This window comes from Streptomyces cathayae (assembly GCF_029760955.1).
In the GTDB taxonomy this organism is placed as follows: domain Bacteria; phylum Actinomycetota; class Actinomycetes; order Streptomycetales; family Streptomycetaceae; genus Streptomyces; species Streptomyces cathayae.
In genome coordinates, this window is the sequence record NZ_CP121682.1 from 4,706,764 (window position 1) to 4,724,415 (window position 17,652).

Annotated in this window: 17 protein-coding genes; 11 read left to right on the plus strand and 6 right to left on the minus strand. The window is 71.6% G+C overall.

The window, feature by feature from the left end; translation table 11 throughout:
* The first annotated feature begins 8 nt into the window (after positions 1-8).
* Entirely contained in the window at positions 9-1,178 is a 1,170-nt protein-coding gene (gene hutI / locus PYS65_RS21620; RefSeq protein ID WP_279335580.1) for an imidazolonepropionase, read from the plus strand.
* 25 nt (positions 1,179-1,203) lie between these two features.
* On the opposite strand, the gene PYS65_RS21625 is transcribed toward hutI, so the two are convergent.
* Both PYS65_RS21625 and PYS65_RS21630 read right to left on the minus strand, forming a co-directional pair.
* A complete protein-coding gene (locus PYS65_RS21625) occupies positions 1,204-2,790 on the minus strand; it encodes a ricin-type beta-trefoil lectin domain protein (RefSeq protein ID WP_279335582.1) in 1,587 nt (528 codons plus the stop codon).
* A 207-nt stretch (positions 2,791-2,997) separates the two neighbouring features.
* Positions 2,998-3,927 carry an RNA polymerase sigma factor SigF gene (locus PYS65_RS21630; protein ID WP_279335583.1) on the minus strand — a complete coding sequence of 310 codons (930 nt, stop codon included), beginning with the start codon at positions 3,925-3,927 and terminating at the stop codon, positions 2,998-3,000.
* A 239-nt stretch (positions 3,928-4,166) separates the two neighbouring features.
* Here PYS65_RS21630 and PYS65_RS21635 point away from each other — a divergent pair, with 239 nt between their 5' ends.
* Positions 4,167-4,544, plus strand: coding sequence for an STAS domain-containing protein (locus PYS65_RS21635; RefSeq protein ID WP_279335584.1), 378 nt, complete (start codon positions 4,167-4,169; stop codon positions 4,542-4,544).
* Positions 4,545-4,852: 308 nt separating this feature from the next.
* Positions 4,853-5,428, plus strand: a complete 576-nt coding sequence (locus PYS65_RS21640; protein ID WP_279335585.1) for an ATP-binding protein — start codon at positions 4,853-4,855, stop codon at positions 5,426-5,428.
* A gap of 124 nt (positions 5,429-5,552) precedes the next feature.
* On the opposite strand, the gene PYS65_RS21645 is transcribed toward PYS65_RS21640, so the two are convergent.
* A complete protein-coding gene (locus PYS65_RS21645; RefSeq protein ID WP_279335586.1) occupies positions 5,553-7,049 on the minus strand; it encodes an oligopeptide:H+ symporter in 1,497 nt (498 codons plus the stop codon).
* Between the two features lie 512 nt (positions 7,050-7,561).
* Between PYS65_RS21645 and PYS65_RS21650 the strand changes: the two genes are divergently transcribed.
* Both PYS65_RS21650 and PYS65_RS21655 read left to right on the plus strand, forming a co-directional pair.
* Complete coding sequence (locus PYS65_RS21650) at positions 7,562-8,239, plus strand: response regulator transcription factor (protein ID WP_279335587.1); 678 nt, start codon at positions 7,562-7,564, stop codon at positions 8,237-8,239.
* A gap of 38 nt (positions 8,240-8,277) precedes the next feature.
* Positions 8,278-9,549: an ATP-binding protein gene (locus PYS65_RS21655; protein WP_279335588.1), complete on the plus strand. Its 1,272-nt coding sequence runs from the start codon at positions 8,278-8,280 to the stop codon at positions 9,547-9,549.
* Positions 9,550-9,608: 59 nt separating this feature from the next.
* Here PYS65_RS21655 and PYS65_RS21660 read toward each other — a convergent pair whose 3' ends face one another.
* On the minus strand, positions 9,609-10,169 hold the full coding sequence (locus PYS65_RS21660) for a GtrA family protein (RefSeq protein ID WP_279335589.1): 561 nt from the start codon (positions 10,167-10,169) through the stop codon (positions 9,609-9,611).
* Positions 10,170-10,384: 215 nt separating this feature from the next.
* Here PYS65_RS21660 and PYS65_RS21665 point away from each other — a divergent pair, with 215 nt between their 5' ends.
* From PYS65_RS21665 to PYS65_RS21675, 3 genes are read left to right on the plus strand one after another with little or no spacing between them, the layout of a single operon-like run.
* Positions 10,385-11,524 (plus strand): 5-(carboxyamino)imidazole ribonucleotide synthase, encoded by a 1,140-nt coding sequence (locus tag PYS65_RS21665; RefSeq protein ID WP_279335590.1) that lies wholly within the window; start codon positions 10,385-10,387, stop codon positions 11,522-11,524.
* Entirely contained in the window at positions 11,521-12,051 is a 531-nt protein-coding gene (gene purE / locus PYS65_RS21670; RefSeq protein WP_279335591.1) for a 5-(carboxyamino)imidazole ribonucleotide mutase, read from the plus strand. The genes PYS65_RS21665 and purE overlap by 4 nt, the downstream gene beginning before the upstream one ends.
* A gap of 5 nt (positions 12,052-12,056) precedes the next feature.
* Positions 12,057-13,250, plus strand: coding sequence for a dipeptidase (locus PYS65_RS21675; protein ID WP_423836107.1), 1,194 nt, complete (start codon positions 12,057-12,059; stop codon positions 13,248-13,250).
* An 86-nt stretch (positions 13,251-13,336) separates the two neighbouring features.
* Here PYS65_RS21675 and PYS65_RS21680 read toward each other — a convergent pair whose 3' ends face one another.
* Complete coding sequence (locus PYS65_RS21680; RefSeq protein WP_279335593.1) at positions 13,337-13,696, minus strand: VOC family protein; 360 nt, start codon at positions 13,694-13,696, stop codon at positions 13,337-13,339.
* Positions 13,697-13,823: 127 nt separating this feature from the next.
* Between PYS65_RS21680 and PYS65_RS21685 the strand changes: the two genes are divergently transcribed.
* On the plus strand, positions 13,824-14,339 hold the full coding sequence (locus PYS65_RS21685; RefSeq protein ID WP_279335594.1) for a CGNR zinc finger domain-containing protein: 516 nt from the start codon (positions 13,824-13,826) through the stop codon (positions 14,337-14,339).
* A 120-nt stretch (positions 14,340-14,459) separates the two neighbouring features.
* Here the strand turns inward: PYS65_RS21685 and PYS65_RS21690 are convergent, their stop codons facing one another.
* Positions 14,460-15,803: a UDP-glucose dehydrogenase family protein gene (locus PYS65_RS21690; RefSeq protein WP_279335595.1), complete on the minus strand. Its 1,344-nt coding sequence runs from the start codon at positions 15,801-15,803 to the stop codon at positions 14,460-14,462.
* 206 nt (positions 15,804-16,009) lie between these two features.
* Between PYS65_RS21690 and PYS65_RS21695 the strand changes: the two genes are divergently transcribed.
* Positions 16,010-17,167, plus strand: coding sequence for an acyl-CoA dehydrogenase (locus tag PYS65_RS21695; protein WP_279335596.1), 1,158 nt, complete (start codon positions 16,010-16,012; stop codon positions 17,165-17,167).
* 97 nt (positions 17,168-17,264) lie between these two features.
* On the plus strand, positions 17,265-17,630 hold the full coding sequence (locus tag PYS65_RS21700; protein WP_279335597.1) for a four-helix bundle copper-binding protein: 366 nt from the start codon (positions 17,265-17,267) through the stop codon (positions 17,628-17,630).
* Positions 17,631-17,652: the final 22 nt, after the last annotated feature.

Here is a 17,652-nt window from a genome sequence, read left to right on the forward strand (position 1 = left end):
AGGACGTCATGAGCAGCACCGCCATCGTCAACATCGCCACGCTGGTCACCAACGATCCCTCCCTCGGTGACTCTCCCCTCGGCCTGGTCCGGGACGCGGCCGTCGTCATGGACGGCGACCGCATCGTGTGGACCGGTGGAACAAGCAAAGCACCCGCCACTGACAACCGGGTCGACGCCGAGGGCCGGGCGGTGATCCCGGGCTTCGTCGACTCGCACTCCCACCTGGTCTTCGCGGGCGACCGCACCGAGGAGTTCAACGCCCGGATGTCCGGCCGCCCCTACAGCGCGGGCGGTATCCGCACCACCGTCGCCGCCACCCGGGCCGCGAGCGAGGCAGAACTGGAGGCGAACCTGACCCGTCTGCTCACCGAGGCGCTCCGCCAGGGCACCACCACCCTCGAGACCAAGTCGGGCTACGGCCTCACCGCCGAGGACGAGGCCCGCGCCCTGCGGCTGGCCGCCCGCCACACCGACGAGGTCACCTACCTCGGCGCCCACATCGTCGCCCCCGAGTACGCCGACGACCCGGCCGGCTACGTCGCCCTGGTCACCGGCGCGATGCTGGACGCCTGCGCGCCGCACGCCCGCTGGATCGACGTCTTCTGCGAGAAGGGTGCCTTCGACGGCGACCAGGCGCGCGCGATCCTCACCGCGGGCCGGGCGAAGGGCCTGCACCCGCGCGTCCACGCCAACCAGCTCTCCCACGGCCCCGGCGTCCAGCTCGCCGTCGAACTCGACGCGGCCAGTGCCGACCACTGCACCCACCTCACCGATCCGGACGTCGACGCCCTGGCCGGCAGCCGCACGGTGGCGACCCTGCTGCCGGGCGCCGAGTTCTCCACCCGGGCCGAGTGGCCGGACGCCCGCCGGCTGATCGACGCGGGCGTCACCGTCGCGCTGTCCACGGACTGCAACCCGGGGTCGTCCTTCACGTCCTCGGTGCCGTTCTGTATCGCGCTCGCCGTGCGGGACATGGGGATGACACCCGACGAGGCCCTCTGGTCGGCCACCGCGGGCGGCGCCGCGGCCCTGCGGCGCACCGACATCGGCCGTCTCACCCCCGGGGCCCGCGCCGACCTCGTCCTCCTCGACGCCCCGAGCCATGTCCACCTGGCCTACCGCCCCGGCGTCCCGCTGGTCGGCGGGGTGTGGCGGCGCGGCGTCCGCGCGCTCTGATCCGGCCCGATCCGAACGAGAGGCTCTAAACCCCGGCCCGCCACCGCTGGTCCGCCCGCCCCGCCTCCCCGGCCAGGGACACCGAGCCGCCCCCGGCCGGTGTCACCGCGTGGTCCGGAGCGATGGCCGGGCGGATCACTCCCCGGGCGTCGACGGCGAAGCGCAGGTTCTGTCCGTTGCGCCCGTCCACCGAGTCGCACTCCCAGATGCCGACCCCCCGGCCCACCGCGCCCCGGCTGTCCAGGCAGTAGTCGGAGTCGGCGTAGGACTGCAGCACACCGCGCCCCGCGTCGACCCGCCACCGCTGGGAGCGGGAGGAGTCGCAGGGTGCGGTGACCACGTCCGTGCGGTTCTCCAGGTCACCGTCGATGTCCAGGCACAGGCCCGACGCCAGGTTCACCACCTGCGCGTACCCGCCGCCCGGCGGCGGGTACGCGGGGGTGGCGGACGGCGTGGGAGGCGGTGTCGGGGACGGCGTGGGGTGCGGGGTGTCCGACGGGCGGGGCGTCCCGGTCTTCGAGGGGGACGGTGCGGGGGAGTGCGTCGCGGAGGCGGTGGGGGGCGGTGAGGGGGTGGCGGTCACGGTCACCGGCGGCGGGACCGCCAGGGTGGGGCCCGGTCCTGAGGCGTGCTCGGCCGGTGTGCCGCCCGGTGACCACAGCAGGAGCAGCAGCGGCACCACGGCCACGCCGAGCGCCGCCGAGGCCAGCACCAGACGCCGGGACAGCGGCCCCGTCCCGCCCGCGGCACCGGGACCGCCCGCGGCACCCAGGCCGGCCGACGGCTCGGCGGGCCCCGGCCGGGGTGCGGTGTACGACGTGCCCGCCCACGGCAGCAGCCCCTCGGCCAGGGTGGTGCGCGGTGCTTCCCGCAGGGCGCGCTGTTCCTCGTACGCCGCGACGCAGTGCCCGCAGCGGGCCATGTGGGTGTTCAGGTCGGCGCTGTCGCGGGGGCCGTCGGGCCGTACCGCCTCCTCGATGAGCCGGCGGAAGTCGACGCACCGGGGATCGTCCGAGGCGGCCAGCCGGGACCGCAGACAGGCCCGGCCCAGTGACTGCAGCGCGGGCCGGGTGTCGTAGGCCACGTCCTGAGGGGCGAGGCCGAGAAACGTCGCCGTACGGTCCGCGGGTTCCTGTTCCACGATGCCGTACCAGATGAGGCCCTGCGCCCGGTACGGCAGTGTCCGGAAGGCGGCGAGCATGGACGGGACCGGGCCCTCGGGACCGGACGCACTCAGCACGAGGTGCAGTCCGGGGTCGAGCCCGCCGGCCCGCCCGTCGGTGGCCCAGGTCGCTGCCGTCCGGGCGGTCAGCAGCAGGAGCCGGTGGCGCAGGGGGCCGCCGGGATCGGTGCCCCGGGCGGTCTCGCGGGCGGCGTCCGTGAAGGCCTGCGCGGCGAGTTGACGCGCGCCGGAGTCGCCCGTGGTGCACCGGCGGGCGTAGGCGAGTACGGACGGGCCGTGCCGGGCGCGGAGTTCCTGAAGCGCCGCGTACGCGGCCGGGGTGTCGGCGCGCAGCGACTCGGTCAGCCGGATGTCGGACGCGCCCGCGTACGCACTTGGGTGTCCGTCACCGGCTCCGTCGCCGTGGACGGTTCTGTCCCCCCGATCCATGAGCTGCCTCCTGAAGGCATGTCCGGCGGACCCGTCGTCCTGACATACCGGCCGGTCTGGGCGTGCCCATAGTGGAGGAAGAAGGCCCGCGGGGAAAGGGGTGACCGCGGGTAACGCGTCGCGCCCCGCGCCCTGTCGGCGCCGGAGACCCCTCGCGGGTACCGGGCGCCGACAGGGCGCGGGGCGCGGGCTGTCGATCCCCGACCGTCACTCCTCCACGGTCAGCGCCTTGCGCAGCCGCGCCAGCGTGCGCGACAGCAGCCGGGAGACGTGCATCTGTGAAATACCCAGCTCCTCGCCGATCTCCGACTGGGTCATCCCGGCGACGAAGCGCAGCGAGAGGATCGTCCGGTCGCGCGGCGGCAGTTCGGCGATCAGCGGCTTCAACGACTCGACGTACTCGATGCCTTCGAGTCCGTGGTCCTCGTAACCGATCCGGTCCGCCAGCGCGCCCTCGATGTCGTTCTCCTCCGGCTGCGCGTCCAGCGAGGAGGCGGTGTAGGCGTTCGACGCCGCCATGCCCTCGACGACCTCGTCCTTGGAGATGCCCAGGCGCTCGGCCAGTTCGGCCACGGTCGGGGACCGGTCGAGCCGCTGGGCCAGCTCGTCGCCGGCCTTGGCCAGGTCGAGCCGGAGTTCCTGCAGCCGGCGCGGTACGCGCACGGACCACGAGGTGTCACGGAAGAAGCGCTTGATCTCGCCGATGATGGTCGGCATCGCGAAGGTGGGGAACTCCACACCGCGCGACAGCTCGAAGCGGTCGATGGCCTTGATCAGACCGATGGTGCCGACCTGGATGATGTCCTCCATCGGCTCGCTGCGCGAGCGGAACCGGGAGGCGGCGAACTTGACCAGGGCCAGGTTCAGTTCGACGAGCGTGTTGCGTACGTACGAATATTCGCGGGTGCCTTCCTCCAGCGACTCCAGCCGCTCGAAGAGGCTCTTGGACAACGCCCGCGCGTCGACCGGGTCCACCTCGTCATAAGGGGGGATCTCCGGGAGGCCGGCGAGGAGGCCGTCGTCCGGGGCGACACCCATGTCGTCCTGCTCGATGGGAGCCAGATGTTCCGGAGGGAGTGTCGACGTCGCTTTCTGGGTACGCGATGCGTCGAGCCGGGGTGACATGATGTCCTCCATCGTTCTCGGCATATGGCTGCCGATGCCGTTACGTGCACTGCGGTGTGCGGCGCCTCCAAAGCCGGCCGTGTCGGGTACGTGTCCTTACTAGCCCTACCCGTTTCCATGAACTCACCGCAAGTGAGTTCTGTTGCCATATGTCCGTTTGCGGCCGATTGTTCGGCTGTCGAAGTGCGGCGGCAGGGCGTAAAGTTCGACAACGTCAGCAGCAGTTACGACCGGTGGGAGAGAGAGTCGGCATGGACCGCGGGACGGTCGGCAGCGCACAGTCGGGCCGGCTTCTGGTGGAGGTTCGGGAAGAGGGCCTCAGTGCCGTCGTGACTCCGGCGGGTGAGTTGGATCACCACACCGCCGATCTGTTGCGTGAGCCGCTGGAGGAGTGCCTCGCCAAGGGGTTCAGTCGGCTTGTCGTCGACTGCTCCGGGCTGGATTTCTGCGACTCCACCGGGCTCAACGTGCTGCTCGGTGCCCGGTTGAAGGCGGACGCCGCGGGAGGCGGGGTGCACCTCGCGGGGATGCAGCCCGTGGTCGCACGCGTGTTCGAGATCACCGGGGCGGAAGCGGTGTTCACTCTTCACGACAGCCTCGAGGCGGCTCTCGCCGACGATTCCGGATGACCGCGCGGGCAGGCCGGCGCCACCCCGGGGCGGGTCCCGGGACCGGCGTTCTCCTCCCGGCGCGGTTTTCTCCGCGCCCCGCGACGGGTTCCTCCCCGCGTCACGCTCCGTGTCACCTGTCTGCCGTCGCGCCTTCCTCGTGCGAACACGGAAGTGTTCCCGGGGGCGCTTCGGGCAGGAGACAAGCTGAATGTGTCCGCCGTCATGGTCGCGGGGACACCGGGAACCGGACGATCCCGCACCGTACGACTGACTGAAGACGGATCATTTGAAACCATGAACTGGTGAATCGGTGAGGTGAAGCGCTGATGAGCACCACCCGGCCCCATCCGGCGGGCGACCGCGGTCCGGAGCCCAGCGGCGCTCCCGGGGGCGGCGTGCCGACGGCGAGCGGGTCCGAAGAGGTGGCCGTGCCGTCCGGATCGTCGTCCGGGCCGGCGGGACCGTCGTCCGGACCCACGGGTTCGCCGGGCGGGCGTCAGGTCCGTCGGCTGAGCTTCGACGACCAGAGCGGCGTCGTGCCCCTCGCCCGTGACTTCACCCGCCAGGCGCTGCACGCGTGGGGCTGGCTGCCCGCCGCCACCGCCGACCGGCGGGCCGCCGCCGAGGACGTCCTGCTCGTGGTGTCCGAACTGGTCACCAACGCCTGCCTGCACGCCGAGGGGCCCGACCAGCTGGGCATCGTCTGCGACAACAAGATGATCCGGCTCGAGGTCACCGACCGGGGCGCCGGCCAGCCGACCCCGCGCACCCCGCACCGGTCGGGCCGGCCCGGTGGCCACGGCATGTTCATCGTCCAGCGGCTCTGCCTCGACTGGGGGGTCGTACGCACCCCGGGCATCGCGGGCAAGACCGTGTGGGCGGAACTCGGGGCACCCGCCTGAGCGGACGGCGGCACTCCCGCCCCGCCCGCTGTACGAACGCCCGGAGGGCCCCGCGGCCACGGTATGTGGACGCGGGGCCCTCCGTCGCGAGACGGCGGCCGGTGAACCGGCCGGGCTCAGCGGGTCAGCGGACGTCGCCCATGAGCGACTTGACCTTGCTGCGGTACATCCACACCGCGACACCGGCGGCCACGGCGAGGGTGGCCTCCATCGCGACGACGCCCGACCCGTTCAGGTCGACGCCGGCGATGGAGAGCAGGCCGGTGGTGGCGTCACCGGCGGTGACGGCCAGGAACCACACGCCCATCATCTGCGAGGCGTACTTCACGGGCGCCATCTTCGTGGTGACCGACAGCCCGACCGGGGAGAGCAGCAGTTCACCGACGGTCTGGGTGAAGTAGATCGCCACCAGCCACATCGCCGCCGCCTTGTGACCGCCCTCGGCGATGGACAGCGGGGCGAGGAACAGGAAGAAGGACGCGCCGACCAGCACCAGACCGGAGCCGAACTTCACGATCGTGCTGGGCTCCTTGCCTCGCCGGTTCAGCGCCAGCCAGAACCAGGCGAAGACCGGGGCCATCGCCATGATCAGGACCGGGTTGACCGACTGGTACCAGGAGACCGGGAACTCCCAGCCGAAGACGCTGTTCTCGGCCGACGAGTCGGCGAAGATCGCCAGGGTCGAGCCGCCCTGGTCGTAGATCATCCAGAAGATGGCCGCGGCCACGAAGAACCAGATGTACGCGGACATCTTCGACTGCTCGGCCTGGTCCAGGTCCCGGTCACGCTTGATCCGGACCAGCACCAGCACCGGAATGATCACGCCGAGCAGCGTCAGCGGGACCAGGATCCAGTTCAGGGTGTAGTTGCCGGAGAAGCCGAGGACGGCGTAGGCGACGACGGCGACGCCGGCCCAGAGGGCGGCCTTGCGCAGCGTGGAGGACTTCTCCGCGGCGGACAGCGGCTTGGGCACGACGCTGGAGTGCGCGGCGAGGTGACGGCTGCCCAGCAGGAACTGGAGCACCCCGAGCCCCATGCCGACCGCGGCGAGCGCGAAGCCCAGGTGCCAGTTGACGCTCTCACCGACGGTGCCGATGATCAGCGGCGAGAAGAAGGCACCGAGGTTGATGCCCATGTAGAAGATGGTGAAGCCGCCGTCACGGCGCGGGTCGTCCGGACCGTCGTAGAGCTGGCCGACCATCGTGGAGATGTTGGCCTTCAGCAGACCGGAACCGAGGGCGACCAGTCCGAGGCCCGCGTAGAAGGTGCCGGCGGACGGCAGGGCCAGCGTCAGGTGGCCGAGCATGATGACCGCGCCGGCGACGGCGACGGTCTTGCGCGGGCCCAGGACCCGGTCGCCGAACCAGCCGCCCGGCATCGTGAGCAGGTACACCAGCGACAGGTACACCGAGTAGATGGCCGTCGCCGTGCCGGCGTTCAGGCCCATGCCGCCCGGGGCGACGAGGTACAGCGGGAGCAGAGCTCGCATGCCGTAGTAGGAGAACCGCTCCCACATCTCGGTCATGAAGAGAGTGGCCAGTCCGCGGGGGTGGCCGAAGAAGGTCTTCTCGGAACCGGGGGTGCCGGGTGAGACCGAGTCCTTCGTCAGGCTGGACGCCATGGTCGTTCCTTGCTGGTCGGGACGCGACGCGCGAGCGGGTACGCGCCCGGTGGGGGGCAGCCGGCACCGGCGGGCCGTGCCGTCCACCCCACGCCCCGGGGGAGTCCGCTCCGGATCACGCAGCGGGGGACGGCGACCACCGGGATCCACGCCTCTACGCGCGTCAATGTGCGTATCGGCCCGGCCATAGGTCATTGCTTACGAGGCCGGCGGGAAGCCGGCCGGCACGCAAAAGAGACCTTCAGCGGCAACTGCGCCAAAGGTCCCCGTGGTGCAACAGGCGTTGGTTCACCATACGGCAGGACAGTGCCTGATATGGAAGGACTTGAGACGGGGATCACAGGTTCGAGGGGAACCTTGATCACTCATTCGAAGGTTCTTTTCCGGATCGCACCCCACAGTTCCAGGTCCCTTTCGCGGGTCCCCGAGGGGGGAGACGGGTGCGCGCGCGGTGCGGACCGGTCGTCGTGATCACGCCCCGGACCGTGTCGCGACGGGACTACCATCAGTGCATGACCCGTGTACTGCTCGCCGAGGACGACGCGTCCATCTCGGAGCCGCTGGCCCGCGCCCTGCGCCGGGAGGGCTACGAGGTGGAGGTGCGTGAGGACGGACCCAGCGCGCTCGACGCGGGCCTGCAGGGCGGCATCGACCTGGTGGTGCTGGACCTCGGGCTGCCCGGCATGGACGGCCTGGAGGTCGCCCGCCGGCTGCGTTCCGACGGCCACACGGTTCCCATCCTGATCCTGACCGCGCGCGCCGACGAGGTGGACACCGTCGTCGGTCTGGACGCCGGTGCCGACGACTACGTCACCAAGCCGTTCCGGCTCGCCGAACTGCTCGCCCGGGTACGGGCCCTGCTGCGGCGCGGTGCCACCGAGCCGCAGCCGCCGCCCGCGACCCACGGCGTGCGCATCGACGTCGAGTCGCACCGGGCGTGGATGGGCGAGGAGGAACTCCAGCTCACCGCGAAGGAGTTCGACCTGCTACGAGTCCTGGTCCGGGACGCGGGCCGGGTCGTCACCCGCGACCAGCTGATGCGCGAGGTCTGGGACACCACCTGGTGGTCGTCCACCAAGACCCTGGACATGCACATCTCCTGGCTGCGCAAGAAACTCGGTGACGACGCGGCCAACCCCCGCTACATCGCGACCGTCCGGGGCGTGGGTTTCCGCTTCGAGAAGAGCTGAACCCCGCCACCGCAGGGGGTTCTTTCAGGTAAGAGGTCATGCGCCGCCGACTGATCCAGTCCACGCTCGCCGTGGTGCTCGTGGTGATCGCCGTCTTCGGCGTGTCCCTGGTGATCGTGGAGACCCGCACCATCAGCGAGAGCGCCAGGGAACGGGTCGAGTCCGAGGCCGTACGGCTGGCCAGCATCGTCGACAGCCGGCTGCTCGTCGAGGAGAAGGTCACCGCCGAGGTCCTGAGCGACCAGATCACCGAGGACCGCTACGCCGTCATCCGCATCCCCGGCAGGGCGCCCATCGAGGTGGGCGACAAGCCCGACGGCGACGTCATCAGCGCCACGGCCCCGGGCGAGGAGGGCGAGACGGTCACCGTCCAGGAGCCGCGCTCCTCGGTGACCCGGGAGGTCGGCCGTACGCTGCTGATCATCGGGCTGGTGGCGCTGCTGGCGGTGATCGCCGCGGTGCTGCTGGCGGTCCGCCAGGCCAACCGGCTCGCCTCCCCGCTGACCGACCTCGCGGAGACCGCCGAGCGCCTCGGCTCGGGCGACCCGCGCCCCCGCCACCGGCGGTACGGCGTCCCCGAGCTGGACCGGGTCGCGGACGTGCTGGACTCCTCCGCCGAGCGCATCGCCCGGATGCTGACCGCGGAACGGCGACTGGCCGCCGACGCCTCCCACCAGCTGCGCACCCCCCTCACTGCCCTGTCCATGCGCCTCGAGGAGATCACCCTCACCGACGACCCGGACACGGTGAAGGAGGAGGCGACCATCGCGCTGACGCAGGTGGAACGCCTCACGGACGTGGTGCAGCGGCTGCTGACCAACGCCCGCGACCCGCGCAACGGCTCCGCGGTCACCTTCGAACTCGACGAGGTGATCCAGCAGCAGCTCGCCGAGTGGCGTCCCGCCTACCGCGGTGTCGGCCGCGCCGTCGTCAGCTCCGGCAAGCGGAACCTGCGGGCGGTGGGCACACCGGGCGCGGTCGCCCAGGTGCTGGCCGCCCTGATCGAGAACTCGCTCATGCACGGCGGCGGCACGGTCGCCCTGCGCACCCGGGTCACCGGCAACCAGGTCGTCGTGGAGGTCACGGACGAGGGCCCCGGGGTGCCCGCGGAACTGGGTGCCCGCATCTTCGAACGGGCGATCAGCGGCCACAACTCCACCGGCATCGGCCTCGCGGTCGCCCGGGACCTCGCGGAGGCGGACGGCGGCCGGCTGGAGATGCTCCAGGCCAAGCCCCCGGTCTTCGGCCTGTTCCTGTCCCGTACCCCGCCGCGGAAGTCCCGGGACGAGGACCGCCGCACGGTCAGGTAGCGGACGGAACGGGCGGTCCGAGGAGGAGGGCGGGCGGACGAGGCCGGGGCCGTCGGCGCCTACGGCACGCGCTGCCGGGCGGGCGGCTTCGCCCCGCCCCTGGCGACGGGGCCCGCGCCCACTGCCGCCGCGCTCCCGGCGCCCGGCTCGCGGGCCGGCAGCGCGCGGAACACCCATGTGCGGTAGGACCAGAAGCGGAACAGGGTGGCGACACCGATGCCGAGGAACTTGAAGACGTTGCTCTGCAGCGGGCTGTCCCAGCCGAACCCGTACGTCGCCGTGTACAGCAGACCGTTCTCGATCACCAGACCGACCACGCTGAACAGCAGGAAGAGCGACATCTCCTTGGTGCGTCCGGACCTGTCGCGGTCCCGGTAGGTGAAGTAGCGGAAGCCCAGGTAGTTGAAGACGATCGCGACGACGGTCGCGATGATGCTCGCCCGTACCACCGGGAGGTCGGTCACCTGCCGGACCAGGTTGAACACGAGGAGATTGACCAGCAGCCCGGCCCCGCCGACCGCGCCGAACTTCACGACCTCACGGACGAGCCGATCGAGGCGGTGGCGCACGGTGCCGCGCGGGGCCGGGGCTGTCGAAGGCCCCGAGGAACCGCGTCCCATGGTCGTGCCGGCCCCCGTCCGTAGTGTGGCGTCAGAGTGGCGTCAACCACACCATGCTAACCACCCCTTCCCGTGATCTTCCTGCGGACGGCCCTCCCGGCCGCAGACCGTCCGGGAACGACCGGTGAAAGGCCGGGGAGCGCGGGCCGACCGACGGAGGGGGCCGGAAACCGTCGTGGAACCGGCCACCGTGGCTCGACCGATATCCTGGGGGTGTGACGTTCCCGGTAATCGGCATGGTCGGCGGGGGGCAGCTCGCTCGTATGACACACGAGGCGGGCATCCCGCTCGGCATCAGGTTCAAACTCCTCAGTGACACTCCGCAGGATTCCGCGGCGCAGGTCGTCGGCGATGTCGTCGTCGGCGACTACCGCGACCTGGACACGCTGCGCGCCTTCGCGCGCGGCTGCGACGTGATCACCTTCGACCACGAGCATGTGCCCACCGAGCACCTCAAGGCCCTGGAGGCCGACGGCATCCCCGTCCGCCCCGGCCCTGACGCGCTGGTGCACGCCCAGGACAAGGGCGTGATGCGCGCGAAGCTCGACGCGATGGGCGTGCCCTGCCCGCGGCACCGCATCGTCGCCGATGCCGAGGACGTCGCCGCGTTCGCGGCGGAGGGCGCGGGCTTCCCGGTCGTCCTCAAGACCGTCCGCGGCGGCTACGACGGCAAGGGCGTGTGGGTCGTCGACTCCGCCGAGGAGGCCGCCGAGCCCTTCAGGGCCGGCGTCCCGGTGCTGGCCGAGGAGAAGGTCGACTTCGTACGCGAGCTGGCCGCCAACGTGGTCCGCTCCCCGCACGGCCAGGCCGTCGCCTACCCGGTCGTCGAGTCCCGGCAGGTCGGCGGCGTCTGCGACACGGTGATCGCCCCCGCCCCCGGCCTCGACGAGGACCTCGCGCTGCGCGCCGAGGAGATGGCGCTGACGATAGCCAAGGAACTCGGCGTCGTCGGCCATCTCGCCGTGGAGCTGTTCCAGACCCGCGACGGGCGCGTCCTGGTCAACGAACTCGCGATGCGCCCGCACAACTCCGGCCACTGGTCCATGGACGGCGCGATCACCTCCCAGTTCGCCAACCACGTCCGCGCCGTCCTCGACCTCCCGCTCGGCGACCCGCGCCCGCGCGCCAGGTGGACGGTCATGGCCAACGTCCTCGGCGGCGACTACCCCGACATGTACTCCGCGTACCTGCACTGCATGGCCCGCGACCCCCAGCTGAAGATCCACATGTACGGCAAGGACGTGAAGCCCGGCCGCAAGGTCGGCCACGTCAACACCTACGGCGACGACCTGGACGACGTGCTGGAGCGCGCCCGTCACGCAGCCGACTACCTGAGAGGCACGATCACCGAATGAGCCCCAGCCCCGTGGTCGGCATCGTGATGGGTTCGGACTCGGACTGGCCGGTGATGGAGGCCGCGGCCAAGGCCCTCGCCGAGTTCGAGATCGACCACGAGGTCGACGTCGTCTCCGCGCACCGCATGCCCCGCGAGATGATCGCCTACGGCGAGCAGGCCGCGGACCGGGGACTGAAGGTGATCATCGCGGGTGCGGGCGGCGCGGCCCATCTGCCCGGCATGCTCGCCTCGGTCACCCCGCTGCCCGTGATCGGCGTCCCGGTGCCGCTGAAGCACCTCGACGGCATGGACAGCCTGCTCTCCATCGTGCAGATGCCGGCCGGCGTCCCGGTCGCCACCGTCTCGGTGGCCGGCGCCCGCAACGCGGGCCTGCTGGCGGTCCGCATGCTCGCCGCCCACGACGAGGAACTCCTCGGCCGGATGCGGGAGTTCCAGCAGGACCTCAACGACCAGGCCACGGAGAAGGGCAAGCGCCTGCGCGCCAAGGCCGAAGGCTCCGGCAACGGCTTCGGCTTCGGGAAGTGAGCCCCGTGACCACTCCCGACGGTGCCTCGCTCGACGCCGCCCGCGCCCTCCTCGCCGACTTCCCCGTCGTGGACGGGCACAACGACCTGCCCTGGGCACTGCGCGAACAGGTCCGCTACGACCTCGACGCCCGCGACATCGCCGACGACCAGTCCGCGCACCTGCACACCGACATCCCCCGGCTGCGCGCGGGCGGCGTGGGCGCCCAGTTCTGGTCGGTGTACGTCCGCGCGGACCTGCCCGACGCGGTGCCGGCCACCCTGGAACAGATCGACTGCGTACGGCAGTTGCTGGCCCGGTACCCGCAGGACCTGGCGCCCGCGCTGACCGCCGCCGACCTGGAGGCCGCGCGCGGACAGGGCCGTATCGCCTCGCTGATGGGGGCGGAGGGCGGCCACTCCATCGCCAACTCCCTCGGCACCCTGCGCGGGTTGTACGGCCTCGGCGTGCGCTATCTGACCCTCACCCACAACGACAACGTGGACTGGGCGGACTCGGCGACGGACGAGCCCGGTGTGGGCGGCCTGTCGGCGTTCGGCCGTGAGGTGGTCCGCGAGATGAACCGGCTCGGCATGCTGGTCGACCTCTCGCACGTCGCCGCCACGACCATGCGGGACGCGCTGGACGCCACGTCCGCGCCGGTGATCTTCTCCCACTCCTCCGCCCGCGCGGTCTGCGACCACCCGCGCAACATCCCGGACGACGTACTGGAGCGGCTGCCCGCCAACGGCGGTGTCGCGATGGTGACGTTCGTGCCGAAGTTCGTGCTCCAGGCGGCGGTCGACTGGACGGCCGAGGCCGACGAGAACATGCGCGCCCACGGTTTCCACCACCTGGAGACCACCGCGGAGGCGATGAAGGTGCACGCGGCCTTCGAGGAGCGCCGCCCGCGCCCGGTCGCCACCGTGGCCACGGTGGCCGACCACCTGGACCACATGCGTGAGGTGGCCGGCGTCGACCACCTCGGCATCGGCGGCGACTACGACGGCACCGCCTTCACCCCGGACGGCCTGAACGACGTCTCCGGCTACCCGAACCTGATCGCCGAACTGCACGACCGCGGCTGGTCCAGGTCCGACCTGGCCAAGCTGACCTGGCAGAACGCGGTACGGGTCCTGGGCGACGCCGAGGACACGGCCCGGGAGCTCCGGGCGACCCGCGGACCGTCCCACGCGACCATCGGGTCGCTCGACGGCTGAGCACGCCGGCGCACCGGCGCACCCGAACGGGGGCGGAGGGCGGGTACGTACCCGCCCTCCGCCCCCGTTTCCCGTCCCCGCCGGCTTCAGCAGACGCACAGGCAGAACGGGTGCCCCGCCGGGTCCGCGTAGACCCGGAAGGTCCGCGAGCGGTCCTCCGTCTCCAGCGGCTTCGCGCCGAGCGCCAGTACCTCCTTCTCCGCGGCGTCCAGGTCCTCGACGGTCAGGTCCAGGTGGAACTGCTGCGAGTGGTCGGGCGCCGGCCAGCGGGGCGGTACGTGTCCGGGGGCCGCCTGGAACGCGAGGGTGGGTCCGCCGGGCACCCGGAGGTCCACCCAGTCGCCCTCGTCCACGATCGTGCCGCCCACCACCTCGGCGTAGAAACCGGCCAGCGCACGCGGATCGGGGCAGTCCAGGACGACGGCGCCCACCTTGGCAACGGACATGACTTCCTCCTCGAATCCCTCGGTTACCCGTACATGCGGGTAGCCGGTAACCGTTACTCCATGCTGGCGCACAAGGGGTAACGTCGCAAGGGGAAACGCACGGGGACGCGAAAGGTACCGTCCGGACATGAGTGAGAGATCGGCTGCGCCCGGTGGACTGGTCCTGGTCGAGGGCCTCGTCAACACGCTCGACCTGGAGACGGGCGCCGACGCGCTGGACACGGCGGACGGCCGCGCCCGCTTCGGGCTCGCGGAGGGCGGCGCGGCGGGCGTCGAGGCGGCCCGCGGGCTGCGCGAGGCGCTGCGCGCGGCCCTGCTCGCCCACGCCGGCCATCCGCCGCACCGCGAGGTCGTCCCGCTCGGCGCGCTGCTCGCGCGCGCCCCGCTGGTGGTCACCGTCGACCCGGCGGACGGCTCCGCCGCCCTCGCCCCCGTCGACGAGGGGCCCCTGCTCTCCCGGGTCGCGGCGGCGGTGGCGGAAGCGGTCACGGCGGGCACCTGGACCAGGCTGAAGGCCTGCGAGGCCGCCGACTGCCACTGGGCGTACTACGACCGCAGTCCCGCCGGGCGCGGCCGCTGGTGCTCCATGCAGGTGTGCGGGGCCCGCGCCAAGATGCGCCGCTACCGCGCGAAGGGGGCCTGAAGGGGAGCCCGTGGGGCCGATGGGCCCCACGGGCCCCGCCCGGCCCACCCCGTGGTGCAGAATGCAGGGGACGCCGGTTCGGCCGACTGAGCCTCGGCCGAACCGGCGTCATCCGTTCCGTCAGGCGGTGGGGCGGCCCATCGCGCGGTAGCGCCAGCCGGCCCGGCGCCAGGCTTCGGCGTCCAGGGCGTTGCGCCCGTCGAGGACCAGCCGCTGGGCCGCGACCTCGCCCAGCACCGCCGGGTCCAGCTCGCGGAACTCCCGCCACTCCGTCAGGTGCAGCACCACGTCGGCACCGCGCACCGCCTCGAGCGCCGAGTCCGCGTATCCCAGGGTGGGGAAGAGGCGCCGGGCGTTGTCCATGCCCTTCGGGTCGTACACGGTGACCTGGCCGCCCTGGAGGTGTATCTGGCCGGCGACGTTCAGCGCCGGCGAGTCCCGTACGTCGTCCGAGTCCGGCTTGAAGGTGGCGCCCAGCACCGCGACCCGCTTGCCCAGGAACGCCCCGCCGCCCAGCTCCTGCAAAGCCAGCTCCACCATCCGGCCGCGCTGGCGCATGTTGATCGAGTCGATCTCCCGCAGGAAGGTCAGCGCCTGGTCCGCGCCCAGCTCACCGGCGCGCGCCATGAACGCCCGGATGTCCTTCGGCAGGCACCCACCGCCGAAACCGATGCCGGCCCGCAGGAACTTCGGGCCGATCCGGTCGTCGTACCCGATGGCCTCCGCCAGCCTGGCCACGTCGCCGCCGGTGGCCTCGCACAGCTCGGCCATGGCGTTGATGAACGAGATCTTGGTGGCCAGGAAGGAGTTCGCGGAGGTCTTCACCAGCTCCGCGGTCGGGAAGTCGGTCGCCACGAACGGGGTGCCCTCGCCGACCGGTGTGGCGTACACCTCCCGCAGCAGCTTCTCCGCCCGCTCGCTGCGCACGCCCGCCACGATCCGGTCCGGGTGCAGCGTGTCCTGGACGGCGAAGCCCTCGCGCAGGAACTCCGGGTTCCAGGCCAGCTCGGCGTCCGCGCCGGCCGGGGCGTGCTCGGCCAGGTAGGCGGCCAGCCGGTCGGCGGAGCCCACCGGCACGGTCGACTTGCCGACGACCAGCACCGGGCCGGTCAGGTGCGGGGCCAGCGAGGCGAACGCGGAGTCGACGTACGACATGTCACAGGCGTACTCGCCGTGCCGCTGCGGAGTGTTCACGCAGACGAAGTGGACGTCGCCGAACGCCCCGGCCTCGGCCCAGTCCATGGTGAACCGCAGCCTGCCGGTGGACCCCTCGATCCCCGCCACATGCCGGCGCAGCAGCTCCTCCAGCCCCGGCTCGTACATCGGGACCTCGCCCCGCCGGAGCATCTCGATCTTCTCCGGCACGACGTCGAGGCCCAGTACCTCGAACCCGAGCTCCGCCATGGCCGCGGCGTGTGTCGCACCGAGGTAACCGGTGCCGATCACGGTGATCCTGAGGGCCATGCGTGCTCCAAGGGGTATACGGCAGGTGGTGCGGGCCTGAGCATAACCGGGGGCGGTGAGCGCGCCGCAGCGGGCGATCCGGTCGTTGTCGGCAAACTCACGTACGTCCGTGCGGGCGGGAGTTCTACTATGGGAGTTACTTAACGGTAGTTAGCATCATCAGAGCGTCGCCTTCGTCGCCCTCGTCGTCTTTGGAGTGAGAGACCTTGGCCGGATCGGCTGATTTCGACCTGTACCGCCCGTCCGAGGAGCACGACATGCTCCGTGACGCCGTCCGCTCGCTGGCCGAGGCGAAGATCGCGCCGTACGCCGCCGCGGTGGACGAGGAGGCCCGTTTCCCGCAGGAGGCGCTCGACGCGCTCCGCGCCAACGACCTGCACGCCGTCCACGTGCCCGAGGAGTACGGCGGCGCGGGCGCCGACGCGCTCGCCACCGTCATCGTGATCGAGGAGGTGGCCCGCGTCTGCGCGTCCTCCTCGCTCATCCCCGCCGTGAACAAGCTCGGCTCCCTCCCGGTGATCCTCTCCGGTTCCGAGGCGCTGAAGAAGAAGTACCTGGCCCCGCTCGCCCAGGGCGACGGCATGTTCTCGTACTGCCTCTCCGAGCCGGACGCCGGCTCCGACGCGGCCGGCATGAAGACCAAGGCGGTCCGCGACGGCGACACCTACGTCCTGAGCGGCGTGAAGCGCTGGATCACCAACGCCGGTGAGTCCGAGTACTACACGGTCATGGCCGTCACCGACCCCACCCGGCGCTCCAAGGGCATCTCCGCCTTCGTCGTCGAGAAGTCCGACGAGGGCGTCTCCTTCGGCGCCCCGGAGAGGAAGCTCGGCATCAAGGGCTCGCCCACCCGCGAGGTCTACCTGGACAACGTCCGCATCCCCGCCGACCGGATGATCGGCGAGGAGGGCACCGGCTTCGCCACGGCGATGAAGACCCTCGACCACACCCGCATCACCATCGCCGCCCAGGCCCTCGGCATAGCCCAGGGCGCCCTCGACTACGCCAAGGGCTACGTCAAGGAGCGCAAGCAGTTCGGCAAGCCGATCGCCGACTTCCAGGGCGTGCAGTTCATGCTCGCCGACATGGCCATGAAGATCGAGGCCGCCCGCCAGCTCACCTACGCGGCGGCCGCCAAGTCCGAGCGCGGCGATGCGGACCTCACCTTCCAGGGCGCCGCCGCCAAGTGCTTCGCCTCCGACGTCGCCATGGAGGTCACCACGGACGCCGTCCAGCTCCTCGGCGGCTACGGCTACACCCGCGACTACCCGGTCGAGCGCATGATGCGCGACGCGAAGATCACGCAGATCTACGAGGGCACGAACCAGGTCCAGCGGATCGTGATGGCCCGCAACCTGCCGTGACGGCGGGGTGCGCCCCTCCTGTGGTGCTCATGGGGCGGCAGGCGTAGGACGGAAGGGCGGGGGTGCACTCCGGCCCTCGCCGCCCCCGGGAGGAATCATGACCCAGCAGTCTGCCGCCGCGACCCCGATGAGCAAGGAGATGCAGGACTGCGTCAACGCGTGCATGTCCTGCCACAGCATCTGCGAGGAGACCATGAGCTCCTGTCTGCAGATGACCGACCAGGCCCCCACGCGGATCATGCGGGCCCTCATGGACTGCTCCGAGATGACCCGCATGTGCGCCGACATGATGATGCGCCGCTCGCCGCTCGCCACCGAGATGTGCGCGATGTGCGCCAAGGCCTGTGACCTGAGCGCCGAGGCGTGCATGTCCATGCCGGACGACGAGCGGATGACGCGCTGCGCGGAGTCCTGCCGCCGTTGTGCCGAGTCCTGCCGCGCCATGGCGGGCGCCACGATGTGACACCGCCGTCCGACACGGCCGA